The sequence below is a fragment of the Methylobacterium sp. M6A4_1b genome, from assembly GCF_053345175.1.
The window spans coordinates 12,866-29,583 of record NZ_JBKEZQ010000023.1; the positions used below are offsets into that span (position 1 = coordinate 12,866).

The following is a 16,718-nucleotide window of genomic DNA, read 5'->3' on the forward strand; positions in this document are numbered from 1 at the left end:
CCCGGTCGTAAAGCAGACTAACATTTTCCGACCCAACTATGTCGCACGAGCGGCCTATTGCCATTTCGAAAAGTCGTCCTTCGAGAAATTCGAGAGCTCGCGCAGCAGGGAGATTCTTGCCTGAGAACGCCTACTCGGCATGAATGGAAGCCCATGGCCGAAATCGCCGCTCTGCGCTTACACGCTGCGGCGGATTGCAGGGGTGAACGCCTGCGGATCAGGCCAACGAAGCTTGTGAACTCTCTTGGCCTTTTTGGAGCCCGAACGAACGAGAAGGCTTGTCCTCGTCGAATGGACGGATTGCCGCCGTGGGGATAGCTTCGTCTCATGTTCAGGTCGCTCGACCTTCTCAGACAAACGGCACAGCCTTCGTGCGTCATCGCCGACGGCGAAGAACACATCGCGCACTTCGACGGGGGCGTCGGCTACGCCAAACCTTGGCACTGGCACGATGGCCTCATGTTGTTGCTGCCTTGGGTCGGTATCCTGAACCTCAAACACGAGGGCCAGCGCGACGGCGCTTGGGTCACCGACGACCGCTTTGCCGTCGTCCCAGCCTTGCACGCCCACGACACCAGCGCTTTCCGGTTCGACCAAACGCACATCGCCGTCTACGTGAGGGATGCAGCGTTACGGCGTATCGAGGCGCAGCTTGGTTCGCTCAGCCGTGTTCGAGCCGCTATCCGGACGAGCGCCATGTTCTCGGTCTCCCCGGAGATCCGCACCCTTCATGCCTTGTGTCGCGACGACAGCGGGGATCCAGCGGGTCGTGACGCTGTTCGCGTCCATCTTTCCGCGGCACTTCTCATCCGGTGCCTAGGCGCAATCGAGCGAGGCGCACCCCTTCCAGCAGCTTCACGTCAAGGACATGGCGCTGCGCTGATCCGCGAGGCAAAAGCCTTCGTTCTCGCACGGCTTGACCAAGACGTTCCCCTCGACCTCCTTGCCGCGAACCTCCGCGTCTCGCGGCGGCACATCACCCGCCTGTTCCAGGCGGAAGTCGGTCAATCGGTCGGTGCGTTCCAGCGAGCCAAGCGCCTCGACGCAGCGCGTGCCATGCTGACCACGACGGACCTGCCGGTCGATGAGATCGCGAGTCGGGTCGGCTTCGAGAGCGGCTCGACTCTTTCTCGGGCCCTGCGTCGGGAGGGCGACTTGGCCGCTACAGGCATCCGCGCCTCATCCGCCAAGTCGATGGCCCGCGCGGTCGCTAAGTAAGGCCCGCACGGCCGCGCACGTGACATCCGTTCCGGCAACAATGGGGATCACGGCGCCGAGGAGATCCGGCGCGCTCCGAGGCAGGAATAGGAGCCATGAGCGAAGTCGAAGTCGTCCGCGTCTTTACCTGTGACGGCGCGGGGGGGAATCCTTGCCCCGTCGTCTCGGATGCCGGCGCCCTGGATGAAGGCGCGATGCAGGCGGTGGCGCGGCGATACGGCCATGAAAGTGGTTTCGTGTTGCCGCCCGCGGACCAGGCGCATGACTTTGCGTTCCGATTCTTCGTGCCGAACCATGAAATGGAAATGTGTGCGCATGCCACCATCGGCGCACTCTGGGTGCTTGCACGCCGGGGACGGATGACGAACGCACCAGTCCGGATCGCAACGGCGAGCGGAACCGTCACCGGCTTCCTGCAGAGGCGGGATGATGGGTCATGGCGCGTGGAGATCACCCAGCCTGCCGGGCGAGTAGCGCCGCTCACCTCGGATGCGGTCGAGGCCGTCTGCGCCGCCCTGGGCATCGGCCGCGAAGCCCTTGCTGACCTTCCGCTGCACAACGCAGCCACGTCACGGGTGAAGACCCTGGTTCCGATGCGCCTGCCGGAGGGTCTCCACGCCCTCAGCCCTGATCCGGCAGCCGTCGAGGCAGCCTGTCGCAGCATCGGTTCGACAGGCCTCTACCCCTACGCGGTCGTGGACCGGCCGGGACGGGTGTTCGAGGCTCGCCAGTTCCCGCGGTCATCCGGCTACCCGGAGGATGCTGCAACGGGCATCGCCGCGGCGGCCTTGGCGTTCGGCCTTCTGCACGACGGCACCATCGAGCCGGACGACAGCCCGATCCTGATTTACCAGGGCCGCGCGATGGGCCATCTGTCGGAGATCCGGGTTCGGATCGGTTTTGCCGGCGACCGCGCCCTGGGTTGCCTACTCGGAGGCGAGGTCGCATCCGGCGCTGAGCTCAGCGCAGCTCCGGTGGGGGTACCCGCATGAACGCGACGATCCTCGCTCGCTTGGCCGCCGCCGGCCTGACTCTACCACGACCGGCGGTGCCGGCAGCCAACTACGTGCCGTTCACGCGCGCTGGCGCCCTCCTGTTCGTCGCCGGGCAGACGCCTATTCGGGACGGTGAGCCGCTGTATCGTGGCGTCGTCGGCGAAGACGTCACCATCGAGGAGGCGCAGGCAGGAGCGCGTGTCTGTGCGTTGAACATCCTCGCCCAGGTCGGCATCGCCGTCGATGGCGAACCCCATCGGGTACGATGCCTGCGCCTCACCGGCTTCGTTCGCTGTCGCGATGACTTCACGCAGCAGGCGTGGGTGATGGACGGCGCCTCCGACCTCATGGTGCTCGCGCTGGGAGAGGACGGTCGGCACGCTCGAACCTCCGTAGGGACCAACGCCCTGCCGCGTGGAGTCCCCATTGAGGTCGAGGGCCTCTTCGAGCTGGTGTGACTGCTTTCGTCCTCAAACGGGGACGTCCCGCCTCGTCAAGCGACCATGCCACCGCCCCGCTTGCGGAAGAAGGAAATCGAAAAATGGATGCCTTGAGACGCGCGGCTGCGGCCGCAACGGTGACGCTTGCCTTGATTTCAGCCCCCGGCGCCCTGGCGGACGAGCTGACGGGCACCCTTAAGAAGGTCAAGGAGACGGGCGTGATCACGCTCGGCTTTCGCGACGCCTCGGTTCCCTTCTCCTACCTGGACGGGGACCAGAAGCCCGTCGGCTACGCACTCGACATCTGCCGTCACATCGTCGACGCCGTGAAGGTGCGACTCGGTCTCGCGCAGCTTGAGGTTCGTCTAAACGGGGTCACGTCGGCGACCCGCATTCCGTTGATTGCCAATGGTACCATCGACCTCGAATGCGGCTCGACGACGAACACCTTCGAGCGCCGCAACCAGGTTGCCTTCACCAACACCGACTTCCTGACCGCGACCCGGTACGTGGCGAAGAAAGGCGCCGGCCTGCACACCATCGACGATCTGCGAGGCCGGACCGTCGTCTCGACCTCCGGGACGATCAACCTGCGGCAGATCAACGAGGCCAACGTCGCGCGCAGTCTCGGGCTGACGATTCTGCCGGCGGTGGATCACGCCGAGGCGTTCCTGATGGTCCAGAGTGGACGAGCGGCGGCCTTCGTGATGGACGACGTACTACTGGCCTCCCTGGTAGCGGCCGCGCGGGACCCTGCTGCGTTTGAGATCTCGACGGAGGCGTTGTCGAAGCCCGAACCCTACGCTGTCATGCTGCGCAGGGACGACACACCTTTCAAGGCTGTTGCCGATGCTGCGACGGCCAAACTCTATGCCAGCCCCGAGGGCAGGAAACTCTATGACCGTTGGTTTACTCAAACGATTCCACCACGCGGCATCAATCTGAACCTGCCGATGAGCGACGCGCTTTCGAAGGCGTACGCGCGTCCGAGCGACAGTTACGACCCGGACACCTATTGAGCGCCATTCGCTGCCAGGTTTTCATGGCGAGCAACTATGCGCTGATGTTCGGCTCCCGAGGCGCCTAACCACGGCCACAAGGACCCAGCCTTATCGAGATGCCAGCCGAGCACGATGAGACGTCCATGACCACCTTCGCCGACGTCACGCCACGCTTGCACGCCCCGCCGGAACCGAGCCCCCGTGACCTTAACCGCCGCCGCTTCGGCGCGATGGCCCTGGGGGCGGGTGCCGGAGCTTGGCTCTCGCCCCTCCCCGCAGCGGCCCTGCCGACGTCCGCCGAGGTACGGTTCATCGACTTCGAGTGGGTCGACCCGTCACGTGACCGCGCAGTGCCGGCGCGGCTCTACTGGCCTGCCGCCTCCGACATAAAGGGGCCGGTCCCGCTGATCGTCTTCTCCCATGGGCTTGGAGGCACGCGGAAGGGCTACAGCTACCTCGGCGAGGGATGGTCGGCGCGCGGGACCGCCAGCTTGCACATCCAGCATATCGGCAGCGATCAGACGCTTTGGGAGGGTAATCCAATCCTACTCCTCGACCGTCTCGACAGCGCGGCAGACGAGCAGGAGGCCATCGAGCGGACCCGGGACGTGACCTTCGGCCTCGACCGCCTGCTCAGCCTCGACAATCCCTTCCATACCGCCATCGACCGGAAACGCATCATCGCGGCCGGCCACTCCTACGGGGCGAACACCACCCTGATCCTCACCGGCGCCCAGGTGATCCGGGACGGGAAGCCCCTCGGGCACCGGCGGGGACGACGGCGCTGCGAGCCAATTTTGGGCGGACGGGCTTTCGAACTTCGCAAACAAGATGGGCAAGCGGGTGAAGGCGACCCGGCGGGTTGCGGGTGACTTCCTCCGTCATCTCATCGAGGCGGTGCCCTACAAGGTGCACACGGTGCTCACCGACAACGGCACCCATTTCACCACGCCCGGCAACGTTGCCTCGGCCGTTTCCCTCATCAAGGAGGCGATCGCAGCCGGCGAGACCTTCCGAGCCCACAGCTTCGAGTCCGCCTGTGCCCGCAACGATATCGACCATCGCCTGACCAAGCCGCGGCACCCCTGGACGAATGGGCAGGTCGAGCGAATGAACCGCACGATCAAGGACGCGACGGTGAAGCGCTACCACTACGACAGCCGCGAGCAGCTCCGCGCTCACCTGGCCGACTTCGTCAGCGCCTACAACTTCGCACGCCGCCTGAAGACCCTGCGGGGTCTCACGCCCTACGAGGCCATCGGCAAAGCATGGTCCGCAGAGCCCGGCCGCTTCAGGTCAAACCCGCTCCACCAAATGCCGGGACCAAACATCTAGCATCGACGCGGTGCGCTCTCTCCGACCCATCGCGGTGCGCGACGAGGTGAGTTGCTGCTGCACCCTACAGATGGAGGGCGAGACGTCGTTCGGCGTGAAGGTCGAGGTTTGGGTCCGCGACCTCACCGGCGGGGATGCAGAGAAGGTCACCGAGGGACTCTTCACCTACGTGGCAGTGGATGACGCCGGGAAGCCACTGCATAGCAACGACGGCTAATTGGGCAATCCGTGGAACGAGATACGACCCGCCGCCTACGAGACCGCAGCGGGTTGGCCGAGTGAGTTCGAACCGGTTTACGCCCTAGTTTCTCCCGCCGCCGGACAGGTCGCTCAGGTGACCACGTCGAGAGGTGATGCGGGCGCGCGCGTCAGGCGCGACGTCTACGGTCCGCCTGCCTCGGCGGTACCGCGAAAGGCACCGGTGCTGCGGCCAGGATCGGCTTCCACGTCGCGCTCCAATCCTCCATCGGGACGGGATCGGAGCGGTGGACGAGGTCGAGGAACGCCAAGCCGGATTCCATGGTCGCGCGCTTTACCAAGGCGTTCAGCGGTCCGCCGTTCCGAAGGGAGCGGTCGGTGAAGACGCTGTGCGAACCACCCTGGAACACGACGAGGGCCTTTTGAGCCGCGGGAACGGCATTGAAGGCGTCGATGCGGTCCTGCACCGGGGAATATCGGCCGGCAATGCGGATCGTGTCCTCCTTCGTCGTCACGTGAAGGGTAGGCACGTCCACGGAGGCGAGGACCGCGGCGAGGTCTCTCTCCCCATAGAAGGGCGGGGCCGAGATGACGATGCTCGCCGTGAAACAGGCGTCCCAGTATGCATCGCGAATTTCACGCACGCCACGGCGGGCTTGGGGGCCTCAGTCAGCTAGGCGTCCCGTTACTCCTGGGCGCGTAACGGTTTGTCGGCGTGACGCGGCACCCGCCGTAGGCCAGGGGTTCGTTCACCTCGTCCACAGCCTTCGCTTGCCAGGGTGAATCCCGAGCTGCGATCCTGCGTTCACAGACAGCCAGCACGCACCGAGGAGGCACCCATGTCCGTCAGCCCCGACCGCTTCCTCAACACCTTCGAGACCGGCGCCTACAGCCTCGCCGCGGGCCTGTCCGTCGCCCTCGCCAACGGCACCGCCCGGGGCAACGCCGCCGTCGCCGCCGTCCATGCTGACCGGGCCGAGGCCGCCGCCCTCGGTGACGTCGCCCGGGTCGCCCGTGCCGTCACCGCCGACCGCCTCGAACTCCGCCGCCTCCAGGCCGAGAACGCCGCGCTGAAGGCGGAGCTTCATGCGCATCGCGTCCGGGCGGCCGCCGTAGCCCTGCGTGACGGACGCCGCCGGGTGGCGTGACGTCACGGCCCCCAGCGTGACGTCACGGGAGGCGGTGTGCTTCCGTGACCCGACGTCATGCCACCGTGTGCGCACAGGGAAAGGCACAAGGCCAAATCGTCAGGGCCTCGTCGATTCCACTAGGCACAGAAAAGCCCGCCCCGGGTGACCAGGGCGGGCTCGTTTCGTTCGGGGTCAGGGGCGGTCAGACGCCGCGCAGGGGCTCCCAGTTCGGGTGGTTCACGAGGTCGTCGAGGGCGTCCTGCATGGCCTGACGTCCTTCCGCGAGCCGCTCGCGCATGTCCGAGGTGATGCTCGCCGTCTGCCTTTTGGACTGCTCCCACTCCTGCATGGTGGGGCAGAGCGCCAGCCCGGGGATCGGACGACCGCCAAGCATGTGCCGCCCGATCTGCTCCGGCGTCGCGTTCGTGAGCTTCAGCAAGTCGACGACGGGCAAGGACTGGAGCCACGCGATGGCGGGCTCGTCCAAGATTCCGTCGAGCCGGGGCTCGTCCTCGCCGGTTATGACGCTCTGGCTGATCGCGTAGCGCTGCGCCAGGGCACCCCACTCCAGGACCGGATCGACCGGCTCCGGGGCGGGCAGCGCGGCCGGGGCGGGAGCCTGGGTCTCGGTGACCTCGGCCAGCGCGGAGATGGCGTCGGCGGCCGAGGCCCCTGCGGCGGGGGCCTGCTGCGCCGGGGGCGACATGGACTTCAAAATCCACTTCCCGCCCTCCCAGACGAGGCGGGCGGTGGAAACGATGGCCTGCGCGATGGCGGCCATGGTGGCGATGACGGCGGCGATAATCTGACGGAAGGACATGGTGGTTCCCCTTGCTGGCGGTGATGGAATCGTGCGGCGACGTTCGGAAAGGCACCAGGGCTCTAGGTTGGGTTGCGCCGTTTCCTGACCCTGGCGAGTTCCCGAGCGATGTCCCGCTCGAACCGTGACCAGTCGACGCCGAACATCTCGACGATCAGGCACGCTGCGTCGGGCGGCGGCTCGTCTTCGATTCCGACCCACTCACGGCCGCAGGTGTCGTTTTCCGAGAGCCACCTCACCGCAGCCCGATATCCGAAGCGCTGCATCACTTGGCCTCCCCGAACAGGGCGCTGCGCATCGCCGTCGGGATCTGCCTCCGGTGCGCCCAAACGGCCCACAGGGCCTGGGACGCCTCGCACTGCGCGAGGGAGGGCATACCGGCCAGGATGTGGCCTAGATTTGTGTGCGCCTTGCTCCACCCGGAGTCGTTGTCGATGGTCGCCCAGTCCTCGTCGCGGGAGGACAGAATCTTGGTGGCCTCGTGGACCTCGGCCTGGATGGCGGGGTCCGCAGCCCGGACCCACCACTCTTCCCTGCGCTCGGTCTGCGCCCGTAGCGTCACGCGGCGGACCATGTCGTCACAGGTTTCCACGAGGCGCTTGGCGGCCTTCGCAGCCCACTCCGAGGGGATCTCGTCCCGCTCGGCGAGGACCTCGCTGGCCCGGTCGCGCTGGCTGCGGGTCCATGCCCACGGCAGTTCCTTCATGCGCAGGCGCAGGGTCTCGACGGCGGCGATTCGCTCCTCGCGCTCCTGCTCGGCCTGCGCCCGGCGCTTGACCTCGGCGGCCTCGACCCGTCGGCGTCGCTCGAACTCTTCGGCGTCGCGGCGGTCGACTTCTATCCGTGACTTGTTCTCGGCGCGATAAATGCCGTCCTCATAATGAGCGTCGGTCGGCTCGGGGATTGGCTCCCAGCACACCGGTCTGTCGTAGCTTCCATACGTCTCGCCGCCCCAGCCGAAGCCAAGCGCCCGCATGTCATCCTTCGCAGTGCGGTAGAGGAGGCTGTAGTAGGCCTCGTCCCCGGCATCCGCGATCCACAGCATCTTCGGGCCGTAGCCAGTCCGGCGCTCGCCGAGGCGGCGCCACGTCAGGCCGAGGGCACCGACTGGCAGTGCCTCGACGATGGGTATGGGCCGCTGGGCGGCCGCGTATGCCGAGGCGGCGATGGCCCCTACGGCGATGATGAGCATGAGCAGCGTGAACACGGTGGCCTCGCGGATTAGCGGAAAAGCTGATTCTGCCACGGCTCCGTTCAATTACAAGTGCATACAAACGCGGTTGCAAATTATAACTGATATTATCAGTGAAAATATGAGCAAGCATCGAGGTGAAGTCCAGCGTCAGCAAGCATGCATGCATTTTGCCTCTAGCGGATGAGCGGACGAGTGCTACCTTTATCTCGTCAACCCTTGAACGAGGGCTAGGAGGCACTGGTGGAACAAGACGAAACCCCTGCGCAGGCGCAGCCAAAGACAGAACAGGCCGTCCTTGAAATGCTGCGTGAGGCGTGCGCCGCCGCTGGCAGCCAGTCGGCGTGGGCAGCGCAGAACGGCATCTCCGGCCCCTACGTCACGGACGTGCTGCGCCGTAACCGGGCGCCCGGCGATTCGGTCCTGAGGTGCCTCGGCCTGAAGAAGGCGCCGGCGCTGTACATCCCGCGCGACGAGGTGGTGTCGTGAGCCGGGGCGTCCCCTACGATTCGCATGACCTCTTCGTCCGGCCCGTCGCGACCATGGTTGCGCAGGTCTGGGACGACGCCGGTTGGGAGAACGCGTGCGAGCGTTGGTACTGGGTGCCCCGCACGCACCTCGCGAAGATCGCCACCGAGGGCCGGCAGATCCTCCAGCGTCAGGCCGGCGTCCCGTGCCGGTCATCCAAGGCCCGGTCCACGACGCCTGAGCAGGACGCCCGGGTCATCGAGGCCGTCCGCCGCCTCGGGTCCGTGTGGCACGCCGCAAACGAGCACGGCCTCAAGCTCGGGGTGGTCCACCGAATCCTGCGCGAGAATGGCATCACGCCGCCGCGGCCGGATCGGACGCAGGTGCCCCTCAAGGCCGCCGAGACCCGTCGTAGGAGGGCTGCAGCGTGATGGACTTGAACAGCCGTGGTGCTCCCGATCCTGCCATAATGGGTCCGCGCCCGCTCAAGCGGCTACCAAAGCACCTCTCCTGGATTCGGACCTATGCGCCCCAATCGGTTTCTTCGCGTGAGCTTGCCGGGGACTACGACCTCGGGCCTCTGCCTCTAAGGTCGACACCGCCGGGCGAGCCGAAGGTTCCGGACATTCTTAAGCCTGGGACCGTCGTTCGCTCGAACTACAGCGACAGACTTTACTTCGTCCTGAAGGTCGACGGGCCCTTCTTCTACCACCCGCCCGAGCAGGCCGCGGCCTACGAGGAGTGGTCCCTGCACCTCGTGACACCCGAGGAGTGGAGCGCCGGCCGCAAGGAGGCCAGCGCCTGGATCAACGAGATCGTCGCCGTTGGCGGCCGCCTCCTGAAGCTGTTCGCCAACAACTCGGACGAGGTTTTCCTCACCGAGACTGCCGCCCCTGCCTGCCAGAAGCCGGTCCAGATGAGGCTGTTCGCATGAGTATTCGCCCCGTCCGTGCTCACTACCTCCACGACCTCAAGGATCTCGGCCCGGTCGAGACCCGCGCCCGCCTCATCGAGGTCAAGGCCGCCGTCGAGGCAAGGCTTGAAGAGCTCCGCGATCCGCAGCGACGCCTGGAACTTCAGATCGGGCTCAACCGGGTCAACACCCGTTTGCTGGAGGCGAGCCGTCTTGCCGTCGAGACGCTGACGAACGCGCTCTCGGAGAGCCACGGCGAGAAACCCATGCCGGCGTCCAATCCGTACGCCGCCGCCCGCGTCCCAGTGAAGAGGCTGAAGCCATGATGCATCGCGAGAAGCGCGACTTCACCGTCCTGATCGAGCACTTCGATTCCGGTTCAGACGAGCACGACATCCTCGGTTGCGGCGGCGACGGCATCGAGGTCAGGCACACGCTGCTGACGACGCACGAGGGCGTCCCCGAACGCTGGGCCGTCCGCAGCATCACGCGCAACGCCGAGCAGAAGACGTGGTCCGCCACGGTCGTGCCGGCGCCTGCCCTCACCGCCGTCGCCTAGGGGGAAGCCATGCCGCGCCGCTACCCCCACTCCCAGGCCGACTACAGCCACCTCTACGGCAAATCGCCATCCTTCATCCTCGACGCCGCGCTTCAGAACAGGACGTTCGGCCTCGACATCAAGAACTACGAGGTCCGGGCGAATCAGGCCGTCCTGCGCATCTTCGGCGACGCCAACGTTCTGACGCTCGCCGAGTTGAAGGAGCGCGTGGACGCCGTCCGGGAAGGACGGGTGTGGAGCGACGAGTTCACGCTGGACGTCATCGGCAATGCCATCGCCTGGGGTATCCACCTCGCCATCGTCGAGCGGACCGGCGACGGGCAGTTCAATCGCAGCTTCAGGCTCCTGTACCGCGAGCCGGCCTACGAGATCATCGGTGGCAAGGCGATGAAGGTTCTCGGCCTGCCGGCCGACGAGCAGATCGCCATGAACTGTCGGCGGTCCCGGTTGCACCGGCTGCGCGTCACCCTCGCCATCAAGCGCGCAGCGAAGGTGCGCAAACAGGCCGAACCTCTCATCGACCGCATGGTCGCCGCGGACCGCGATGTGGTGGTCCCGGTATCCCTGTTCGGATTCCTGGACGGCACCTTCGCCCAACTCTCCCTCGACATGAGCGTCCGCGAGGTCCGCGAGTACCTCGTCGATGCACACGACCTGTGGGAGCCCGTCGTTCAGGCACGGTGGCTAAACGCCTTGGCCGAGGCGACCGAGACCATCGAGTTCGGAGCTAGAGTGCGAGCCAAGCGCGAGGCCGAGGAGGTGATCCTCCCCGAGGACCTCGACGCCTTCGCCAGCATCTGACTGCTGCGTCGCGTGCCCGGCGGCAGGGGCGCCTCGTTTCCCCCAGCAACCCATCATGAGGTGCGTTCCATGATCGACCTGCAGGCCATCACACGTCTCGCCATCCGGGCTTCGGAGCAGACCGCGTCCCCAAAGATCGAGGCCATCAAGTGGCTCCGCCGGGCGCTCGGTGTCGGGCTGAAGGAAGCCAAGGACATGGTCGAGGACGCCTACATGTGCGGCCCCGTCCGGTTCGGCGAAAAGCACGGTCGCATCGCTGGTGTCGAACACACCAGCCCGAACCGCCCTCTACAGGACCTGGAGAAGGATGCCGACGCTCAGGCAGCGGAGGCTCAGGCACGGCTACGGAACCTGGCTTCCGCGCTCGGCATGAAGGCGGAGGTATTGCTGCAGCCGGTCTACCTCACCACAGCGCAACGGATCGAGAAGGTCCGAATCGAAGCCCGAGCGCGCGAGCTTTACGAAGAAGGTCGAAAGCTGGTCAGCGGGCGCCCGACCTGGGACTGCCTTGATCCGAACTGCCCCTACGACATGGGCATGCGAAACCACGCCATGACCGAGGCTAAGCGTCAGGTCGAGAACGTCGCGTGAACCAGTATGAGTCCGGCGGCCTCTGGAGTAAGGCCGCCCACGAGACGGCGGCCGCCCTGTGGTCCGAGGGCGTGTCGGCCGGCGTCATCTCGGCCCGCATCCGGGAGGAGCACGACCTGAGCCTGTCGCGGTCGGCGGAGATCGGGCGGATGCGGCGGACCGGCATCCAACAGGGCGACCGCGACGGGAAGCCGAAGGTAGCGAGGCCAGCCCCGACCCGGGCACCGAGCCCACCACCGAAAACCCCGTCGCCCCCGCAGCGAATCGAAGAAGCACCCTGGCGTCCCCCGACGCGTCCGGTCGAGCCGCTGGCGCCCCAGCCCGAGGGCGGCGTGCGCCTGGTGGAAACCCGGGGGTCCATGTGCCGCTTCATCGCCGGAGAGCCCACCGCGGACGCCCTGTGCTGCGGGGCCGGGACCGCGCCGGGCTCGTCCTGGTGCCCGGCGCATCGTGCCATCCTGTTCCGCCCGGGCTAGCCCTCGGCGTCCGCGGCGATGCCCAGGGCGCGCTCCTCGGGCACGACGTCGGTCGCCTCCATCCGCACCACGATCTGGTCGAGCGTCACCGGCGCGTATCCCCAGCAGTCCACCCCAACGTCGAGGCTCCGGGACGTGCCGGGCAGCGCGCCGTGCGAGTGGCCGTATAGGTGAAGCGCCCCGCGCCAGGACCCGGCCCACGTCCGCAGGCCGTAGTGGCAAAGGACGAGCCGGCGGCCCTCCACATGGACCGTCCGCAGCGACTCGGGCGGGCTGGCCCATCCAAGCTGAAGGTGCCGAGCCTTGTCGTGATTCCCGGGGATCAAATGCTTCTGCCCGTTCAGGCGCGAGAACACCGCCTGACACCGCTCGGCCGACGAGTTGAGGGCGAAGTCGCCGAGGTGCCAGACCGTGTCGCCCTTCCGGACGACGGCGTTCCAAGCCTCGATCATCAGCTCGTCCATCTCAGCCGCGTCGGCGAAGGGACGCTGGCACATGCCGATGACGCCGCGGTGCCCGAAGTGCGTGTCGGCGGTGAAGAAGGTACGGGCGGTGGTGGTGGTCTTCATCAGGGCAGCCTCCTAGACGGGGGCTGCAGCGCACGGTCACGCCCCGGGGATGGTGGATCTCGGCTGGGGGCGACGTATGCGTTTCACGGGTCTCTCCGGGGCGGGTCGAACTCTTTCCAAAATGGAATGAGTTGCCGGTTGAATCGGGGTTGTAGCACTGGCCGGGTTAAGGAAGCCCTGGCCGGAGGGCTTTAACATGAATGCCCTCGGCAGGATGTTTAGGCAGCACCGGTAGCAGTTTAGGGCTTTAACGTCGGCCCGCCTGGCGAGCGCACGCGATTTGTCACGACGGGGGCCTTCCGCACGCGGTTTGTCACTCGCGCACGTGTTTTGTCCAAACAGACCCTCAGAAAACGCGTTCTGTCCCGAGAAAACGTGTTTTGTCCCGGCGACGGCACAGCGTCAGTGTCGAGAAACCGTTGGCTCGTTCGAATAACGGGAGGTCACAAGGAAACCTCCCATGCCCGGCAATGCCTATCTCGGCCTAACCTCATTGTCTGGAACTCGCCCCTTCGACGTGCCTGACGACATCAGGGGTTTCCGTCGGGAGGACCCATCAGGCCGCTGCGCGACCTGCCGACACCATGCGCGCGTCAACGGGGCAGCACCGGCAAGCCGCTACACAGGCGAGGAGGCGGTCGCTGACATCTGCCACGCCTACCGCCGCGAGCTCCTGATAGCTCGTCCGACGACTCGGCCATGCGTCCGGTTCGCGGCGTCGGTCGATGCCGGTCATCAAGTGAGTTGATGACACCCCCGTGCTCGCTTTCCGGCTGGCGTGGTACGGTCCTGTCAGTCGGACGCGCATCGGTCCGCGCCATCCCGTCCGAGCGCCCGATCTCGGACGGCTCCGAAAAATCCCGTCCGAGAACCGTCCGAGAACGCAAAAGCCCCAGGCGGATGCCCAGGGCTAGCAGTCGTCAATTCGTGCTATTCGATGCCTAAGTCAATGCGCTGATTAGCTTTTTGACTGAGGGATGAATGGTAGCGAGGGACGGATTTGAACCGCCGACACAAGGATTATGATTCCTCTGCTCTAACCAGCTGAGCTACCCCGCCAGACCGCGGCCGACGAAGATCGTGGCCGCGATGAGATCGGCGGTATAGGGAACCCCGCCCTGGGGTGTCAACGGGGTCGGCCCTGGGAAATTGGCCGGTCCCGCGACGGGCTCAGAGCCGGGTCCCGAAGATCTCCGCGACCTGCGGGATGTCCTTGTCGCCACGGCCGCAGAGATTGACGACCAGGAGGTGATCCTGGGGCTTCTGCGGTGCGAGTTCCCGCACCTTGGCGAGGGCGTGGGCCGGCTCCAGGGCCGGAATGATGCCCTCCAGCATCGAGCAGAGCTTGAAGGCGTCCAGCGCTTCCTGATCCGTCGCCGACAGGTAGGTGACGCGGCCTGCCTCGTGCAGCCAGGCGTGCTCGGGGCCGATGCCCGGATAATCGAGGCCGGCGGAGATCGAGTGCGCGTCCGCGATCTGGCCGTCGCCATCCTGCAGCAGGTAGGTGCGGTTGCCGTGGAGGACGCCGGGCTTGCCGCCCGACAGCGAGGCCGCGTGCAGGCCGCTGGAGATCCCGTGGCCCGCCGCCTCGACGCCGTACATCTCGACCTCGGGATCGTCGAGGAAGGGATGGAACAGGCCCATGGCGTTGGAGCCGCCGCCGATGCAGGCGACGAGGGAATCCGGCAGCCGACCCTCCATCTCCCGCATCTGCTGCTTCGCCTCGCGGCCGATGATCGACTGGAAGTCGCGCACCATCGCGGGATAGGGATGCGGGCCGGCCACCGTGCCGATGCAGTAGAAGGTGTCGGCGACGTTGGTGACCCAGTCGCGCAAGGCCTCGTTCATCGCGTCCTTGAGGGTCTTGGTGCCGGACTGCACCGGCACCACCTCGGCGCCCAGCATCTTCATGCGGAACACGTTGGGCGCCTGGCGCGCCACGTCGACGGCGCCCATGTAGACCACGCACTTCAGGCCGAAGCGGGCACAGAGGGTGGCGGTGGCGACGCCGTGCTGGCCGGCGCCGGTCTCGGCGATGATGCGCGGCTTGCCCATGCGGCGGGCCAGCATGATCTGGCCGAGCACGTTGTTCACCTTGTGCGAGCCGGTGTGGTTCAGCTCGTCACGCTTGAAGTAGATTTTCGCGCCGTGGCCGGGGGCGGCCTGCGCGCGCAGGTGCTCCGTCATGCGCTCGGCGTAGTAGAGCGGGCTCGGCCGGCCGACATAATGGGTCAGGTGGCTGTTCATCTCCGCCTGGAAGGCGGGGTCGGCCTTCGCGGCCGTGTAGGCCGCCTCCAGATCAAGGATCAGCGGCATCAGCGTCTCGGCCACGAAGCGTCCGCCGAAGATGCCGAAGCGGCCGCGCTCGTCCGGGCCGTTGCGGAACGAGTTCGGAGGGGGAGCGATGGTCACGGGCATGGTCCTTGTCAGGTCTGCGTTTGTCGATAGGCCTAGACCCGCGCGGGGGGCGCCGACAATGCGGCCAACGCGTCGAACTGGGAGATCGGTTCCGAAATCCGGGCCTTTCCGGGCGGAAAGCGCGGGGTGTCGGAGCGAGAGCCCCCTGCCCCGTCAGCCCCGGGCCGCCGCGATGAAGGCGGCGATTCGCTCCGGCGACTTCTCGCCCGGACGGGTCTCCACACCCGAGGACACGTCGACGGCGCGGGCTCCGGTGCGGGCCAGCGCGCGCGCCACGGTGTCGGGGGTGAGGCCGCCCGAGAGCATGTAATCCGCCGGGAGGACGGCGCCACGCAGCAGGTCCCAGTCGAAGGCGTGCCCGTTGCCGCCGGGCAGCGCGGCGCCCGGAGGCGCCTTGGCGTCGAGGAGGATGCGGTCGGCCCGCCCCGCAAAGGCGGTCACCGCGTCGAGATCCCCGGCCGTTGCGACGCCGATGGCCTTCATCACCCGGCGCCCCGTCGCGGCGCGAATGGCCGCGACGCGCTCGGGCGTCTCGCGGCCGTGGAGCTGGATCCATTCGGGGTCGAGGGCCTCGACGGCGGCGGCCACCAGGGCGTCGTCCGGGTCGACGAGCAGCACCACCCGCTCGGTCCGGCCCTTCGCGCGGGCCGCGAGGGCCCGGCCGGTCTCCAGGTCCACGTGGCGAGGACTGCGGGGGAAATGCACGAAGCCCACGAAGTCGGCGCCGGCCTCGAGGGCGACGTCGAGGGTTTCCCGCGTACTGAGCCCGCAGATCTTGATCGCGATGGCCGACATGGGTTCCGAGAGGTGCGGGTCTGCGGCCGGCCTCAGCGCGGCGCCGGGAGGGCGACGCGATCGGGGGCGTTGCGGTAGATGCCGTTCGGACCCTCGTTGACCGGGGCCGGCGCGTAGGTCTTCAGGCGGGCGGTCTCGCTCTCCAGGCGGCGGATCTCGCGGCGGCGCTCGGCACTGGTGCGGCGGGTGCGCGACTGCCCCAGCCAAGCCCCGCAGCCGCCGAGCAGCACCCCGACCGCGACCGCGATGAACAGCAGCAGGTAGAGCGGCAGCGTCGCGCTGAAGACCGGCATGTCGGGCGAGAGGGGATCGAACGAAACCCGCACCGCATCGCGGTTGGCCACCGCGAAGGCGACCACCAGGATCGCCACGGGAAGCAGCACCAAGCCCTTGAGGAAGCGGATCATCGAGAGGAACTCCGAGCGTAGAGGACGGGGCGGATCAGGACGCGGCGGCCTCGCCGTCCCCGATGCCGGCCTCGTTGAGGCGCAGGCGCATCTCCTTGCCCGTCTTGAACACGGGGATGGCCTTCTCCGAGACGGCAACGGCCGCACCCGTCCGCGGGTTGCGCCCGCGCCGCGCATCGCGACGCTTCACCGAGAAGGCCCCGAAGCCGCGCAGCTCGACCCGGTCCCCTCGGGCGAGGGCATCCGCGATGGTGTCGAGGATCGCGTTCACCAGGGTCTCGACATCGCGCTGGTAGAGATGCGGGTTCTGCTCGGCGATCTTGAGCACGAGCTCCGACTTGATCATGCGAGGGCCTTCACGAAGTCATGCACGAAAGGGGTGGCGCGGGCCC

At 67.0% G+C, this 16,718-nt stretch carries 24 protein-coding genes, 1 tRNA gene and 1 pseudogene; 16 read left to right on the forward strand and 10 right to left on the reverse strand.

The annotated features are described in order from the left end of the window. Positions 1-327: 327 nt before the first annotated feature. The 7 genes and pseudogenes from ACLBWX_RS18310 to ACLBWX_RS18340 all read left to right on the forward strand — a co-directional run bounded on the left by ACLBWX_RS18310 (position 328) and on the right by ACLBWX_RS18340 (position 5,206). Positions 328-1,218, forward strand: coding sequence for a helix-turn-helix domain-containing protein (locus ACLBWX_RS18310; RefSeq protein ID WP_447678432.1), 891 nt, complete (start codon positions 328-330; stop codon positions 1,216-1,218). Positions 1,219-1,313: 95 nt separating this feature from the next. Continuing rightward, entirely contained in the window at positions 1,314-2,210 is an 897-nt protein-coding gene (locus ACLBWX_RS18315) for a PhzF family phenazine biosynthesis protein (protein WP_447678433.1), read from the forward strand. Beyond that, the gene (locus ACLBWX_RS18320; RefSeq protein ID WP_447678434.1) at positions 2,207-2,671 is read left to right on the forward strand and encodes a RidA family protein; all 465 of its coding nucleotides are present in this window, start codon (positions 2,207-2,209) and stop codon (positions 2,669-2,671) included. The genes ACLBWX_RS18315 and ACLBWX_RS18320 overlap by 4 nt, the downstream gene beginning before the upstream one ends. 83 nt (positions 2,672-2,754) lie before the next feature. Further along, the gene (locus ACLBWX_RS18325; RefSeq protein ID WP_447678435.1) at positions 2,755-3,672 is read left to right on the forward strand and encodes an amino acid ABC transporter substrate-binding protein; all 918 of its coding nucleotides are present in this window, start codon (positions 2,755-2,757) and stop codon (positions 3,670-3,672) included. Between the two features lie 212 nt (positions 3,673-3,884). Next, positions 3,885-4,526: an alpha/beta hydrolase family protein gene (locus ACLBWX_RS18330; RefSeq protein ID WP_447678478.1), complete on the forward strand. Its 642-nt coding sequence runs from the start codon at positions 3,885-3,887 to the stop codon at positions 4,524-4,526. Beyond that, positions 4,504-4,989: pseudogene (locus tag ACLBWX_RS18335) on the forward strand (integrase core domain-containing protein); the annotation flags it as partial. The gene ACLBWX_RS18330 and the pseudogene ACLBWX_RS18335, both read left to right, overlap by 23 nt. A 10-nt stretch (positions 4,990-4,999) precedes the next feature. Beyond that, positions 5,000-5,206 (forward strand): hypothetical protein, encoded by a 207-nt coding sequence (locus tag ACLBWX_RS18340; RefSeq protein ID WP_447678436.1) that lies wholly within the window; start codon positions 5,000-5,002, stop codon positions 5,204-5,206. Positions 5,207-5,357: 151 nt separating this feature from the next. On the opposite strand, the gene ACLBWX_RS18345 is transcribed toward ACLBWX_RS18340, so the two are convergent. Next, entirely contained in the window at positions 5,358-5,831 is a 474-nt protein-coding gene (locus ACLBWX_RS18345; protein WP_447678437.1) for a hypothetical protein, read from the reverse strand. Positions 5,832-6,026: 195 nt separating this feature from the next. On the opposite strand from ACLBWX_RS18345, the gene ACLBWX_RS18350 reads away from it, so the two are divergent. Continuing rightward, positions 6,027-6,335: a hypothetical protein gene (locus tag ACLBWX_RS18350; protein WP_447678438.1), complete on the forward strand. Its 309-nt coding sequence runs from the start codon at positions 6,027-6,029 to the stop codon at positions 6,333-6,335. Between the two features lie 184 nt (positions 6,336-6,519). Here the strand turns inward: ACLBWX_RS18350 and ACLBWX_RS18355 are convergent, their stop codons facing one another. From ACLBWX_RS18355 to ACLBWX_RS18365, 3 genes are all read right to left on the reverse strand, one after another. Beyond that, the gene (locus tag ACLBWX_RS18355) at positions 6,520-7,137 is read right to left on the reverse strand and encodes a hypothetical protein (protein WP_447678439.1); all 618 of its coding nucleotides are present in this window, start codon (positions 7,135-7,137) and stop codon (positions 6,520-6,522) included. Positions 7,138-7,199: 62 nt separating this feature from the next. Beyond that, entirely contained in the window at positions 7,200-7,403 is a 204-nt protein-coding gene (locus ACLBWX_RS18360; RefSeq protein WP_447678440.1) for a hypothetical protein, read from the reverse strand. Further along, entirely contained in the window at positions 7,403-8,344 is a 942-nt protein-coding gene (locus tag ACLBWX_RS18365) for a hypothetical protein (protein WP_447678441.1), read from the reverse strand. The genes ACLBWX_RS18360 and ACLBWX_RS18365 overlap by 1 nt, the downstream gene beginning before the upstream one ends. 228 nt (positions 8,345-8,572) lie before the next feature. Here ACLBWX_RS18365 and ACLBWX_RS18370 point away from each other — a divergent pair, with 228 nt between their 5' ends. From ACLBWX_RS18370 to ACLBWX_RS18405, 8 genes are all read left to right on the forward strand, one after another. Beyond that, entirely contained in the window at positions 8,573-8,818 is a 246-nt protein-coding gene (locus ACLBWX_RS18370; RefSeq protein ID WP_447678442.1) for a hypothetical protein, read from the forward strand. Beyond that, complete coding sequence (locus ACLBWX_RS18375; RefSeq protein ID WP_447678443.1) at positions 8,815-9,228, forward strand: hypothetical protein; 414 nt, start codon at positions 8,815-8,817, stop codon at positions 9,226-9,228. The genes ACLBWX_RS18370 and ACLBWX_RS18375 overlap by 4 nt, the downstream gene beginning before the upstream one ends. Beyond that, on the forward strand, positions 9,225-9,731 hold the full coding sequence (locus tag ACLBWX_RS18380; RefSeq protein ID WP_447678444.1) for a hypothetical protein: 507 nt from the start codon (positions 9,225-9,227) through the stop codon (positions 9,729-9,731). Before ACLBWX_RS18375 ends, ACLBWX_RS18380 begins: the two co-directional genes overlap by 4 nt. Beyond that, positions 9,728-10,036: a hypothetical protein gene (locus tag ACLBWX_RS18385; protein ID WP_447678445.1), complete on the forward strand. Its 309-nt coding sequence runs from the start codon at positions 9,728-9,730 to the stop codon at positions 10,034-10,036. Before ACLBWX_RS18380 ends, ACLBWX_RS18385 begins: the two co-directional genes overlap by 4 nt. Next, entirely contained in the window at positions 10,033-10,269 is a 237-nt protein-coding gene (locus ACLBWX_RS18390; RefSeq protein WP_447678446.1) for a hypothetical protein, read from the forward strand. The genes ACLBWX_RS18385 and ACLBWX_RS18390 overlap by 4 nt, the downstream gene beginning before the upstream one ends. 9 nt (positions 10,270-10,278) lie before the next feature. Continuing rightward, positions 10,279-11,070: a hypothetical protein gene (locus ACLBWX_RS18395; protein WP_447678447.1), complete on the forward strand. Its 792-nt coding sequence runs from the start codon at positions 10,279-10,281 to the stop codon at positions 11,068-11,070. A gap of 69 nt (positions 11,071-11,139) precedes the next feature. Then, on the forward strand, positions 11,140-11,661 hold the full coding sequence (locus ACLBWX_RS18400) for a ribosomal protein L7/L12 (RefSeq protein ID WP_447678448.1): 522 nt from the start codon (positions 11,140-11,142) through the stop codon (positions 11,659-11,661). After that, the gene (locus ACLBWX_RS18405; protein ID WP_447678449.1) at positions 11,658-12,137 is read left to right on the forward strand and encodes a GcrA family cell cycle regulator; all 480 of its coding nucleotides are present in this window, start codon (positions 11,658-11,660) and stop codon (positions 12,135-12,137) included. Before ACLBWX_RS18400 ends, ACLBWX_RS18405 begins: the two co-directional genes overlap by 4 nt. Here the strand turns inward: ACLBWX_RS18405 and ACLBWX_RS18410 are convergent. The 6 genes from ACLBWX_RS18410 to ihfB form a co-directional block, all read right to left on the reverse strand. Further along, complete coding sequence (locus tag ACLBWX_RS18410; RefSeq protein ID WP_447678450.1) at positions 12,134-12,706, reverse strand: metallophosphoesterase family protein; 573 nt, start codon at positions 12,704-12,706, stop codon at positions 12,134-12,136. The genes ACLBWX_RS18405 and ACLBWX_RS18410 overlap by 4 nt on opposite strands. Before the next feature lie 982 nt (positions 12,707-13,688). Next, positions 13,689-13,765, reverse strand: a tRNA-Met gene (locus ACLBWX_RS18415). 111 nt (positions 13,766-13,876) lie between these two features. Continuing rightward, positions 13,877-15,118: a tryptophan synthase subunit beta gene (gene trpB / locus ACLBWX_RS18420; protein ID WP_447678451.1), complete on the reverse strand. Its 1,242-nt coding sequence runs from the start codon at positions 15,116-15,118 to the stop codon at positions 13,877-13,879. A 159-nt stretch (positions 15,119-15,277) separates the two neighbouring features. Then, on the reverse strand, positions 15,278-15,919 hold the full coding sequence (locus ACLBWX_RS18425; protein WP_447678452.1) for a phosphoribosylanthranilate isomerase: 642 nt from the start codon (positions 15,917-15,919) through the stop codon (positions 15,278-15,280). Positions 15,920-15,951: 32 nt separating this feature from the next. After that, positions 15,952-16,326, reverse strand: coding sequence for a LapA family protein (locus ACLBWX_RS18430; RefSeq protein WP_108039501.1), 375 nt, complete (start codon positions 16,324-16,326; stop codon positions 15,952-15,954). A 34-nt stretch (positions 16,327-16,360) separates the two neighbouring features. Further along, on the reverse strand, positions 16,361-16,672 hold the full coding sequence (ihfB, locus tag ACLBWX_RS18435) for an integration host factor subunit beta (RefSeq protein WP_055959108.1): 312 nt from the start codon (positions 16,670-16,672) through the stop codon (positions 16,361-16,363). Positions 16,673-16,718: the final 46 nt, after the last annotated feature.

Excerpts from the sequence above, each read along its gene's own strand:
- ACLBWX_RS18410 (WP_447678450.1), bottom strand. The coding sequence starts at position 12,706 with ATGAAGACCACCACCACCGCCCGTACCTTCTTCACCGCCGACACGCAC.
- ACLBWX_RS18350 (WP_447678438.1), top strand. The coding sequence starts at position 6,027 with ATGTCCGTCAGCCCCGACCGCTTCCTCAACACCTTCGAGACCGGCGCC.
- ACLBWX_RS18325 (WP_447678435.1), top strand. The coding sequence starts at position 2,755 with ATGGATGCCTTGAGACGCGCGGCTGCGGCCGCAACGGTGACGCTTGCC.
- ACLBWX_RS18320 (WP_447678434.1), top strand. The coding sequence starts at position 2,207 with ATGAACGCGACGATCCTCGCTCGCTTGGCCGCCGCCGGCCTGACTCTA.
- ACLBWX_RS18330 (WP_447678478.1), top strand. The coding sequence starts at position 3,885 with ATGGCCCTGGGGGCGGGTGCCGGAGCTTGGCTCTCGCCCCTCCCCGCA.
- ACLBWX_RS18315 (WP_447678433.1), top strand. The coding sequence starts at position 1,314 with ATGAGCGAAGTCGAAGTCGTCCGCGTCTTTACCTGTGACGGCGCGGGG.
- ACLBWX_RS18425 (WP_447678452.1), bottom strand. The coding sequence starts at position 15,919 with ATGTCGGCCATCGCGATCAAGATCTGCGGGCTCAGTACGCGGGAAACC.
- ihfB (WP_055959108.1), bottom strand. The coding sequence starts at position 16,672 with ATGATCAAGTCGGAGCTCGTGCTCAAGATCGCCGAGCAGAACCCGCAT.
- ACLBWX_RS18400 (WP_447678448.1), top strand. The coding sequence starts at position 11,140 with ATGATCGACCTGCAGGCCATCACACGTCTCGCCATCCGGGCTTCGGAG.
- ACLBWX_RS18310 (WP_447678432.1), top strand. The coding sequence starts at position 328 with ATGTTCAGGTCGCTCGACCTTCTCAGACAAACGGCACAGCCTTCGTGC.
- ACLBWX_RS18430 (WP_108039501.1), bottom strand. The coding sequence starts at position 16,326 with ATGATCCGCTTCCTCAAGGGCTTGGTGCTGCTTCCCGTGGCGATCCTG.
- ACLBWX_RS18360 (WP_447678440.1), bottom strand. The coding sequence starts at position 7,403 with ATGCAGCGCTTCGGATATCGGGCTGCGGTGAGGTGGCTCTCGGAAAAC.
- ACLBWX_RS18395 (WP_447678447.1), top strand. The coding sequence starts at position 10,279 with ATGCCGCGCCGCTACCCCCACTCCCAGGCCGACTACAGCCACCTCTAC.
- ACLBWX_RS18355 (WP_447678439.1), bottom strand. The coding sequence starts at position 7,137 with ATGTCCTTCCGTCAGATTATCGCCGCCGTCATCGCCACCATGGCCGCC.
- ACLBWX_RS18390 (WP_447678446.1), top strand. The coding sequence starts at position 10,033 with ATGATGCATCGCGAGAAGCGCGACTTCACCGTCCTGATCGAGCACTTC.
- ACLBWX_RS18385 (WP_447678445.1), top strand. The coding sequence starts at position 9,728 with ATGAGTATTCGCCCCGTCCGTGCTCACTACCTCCACGACCTCAAGGAT.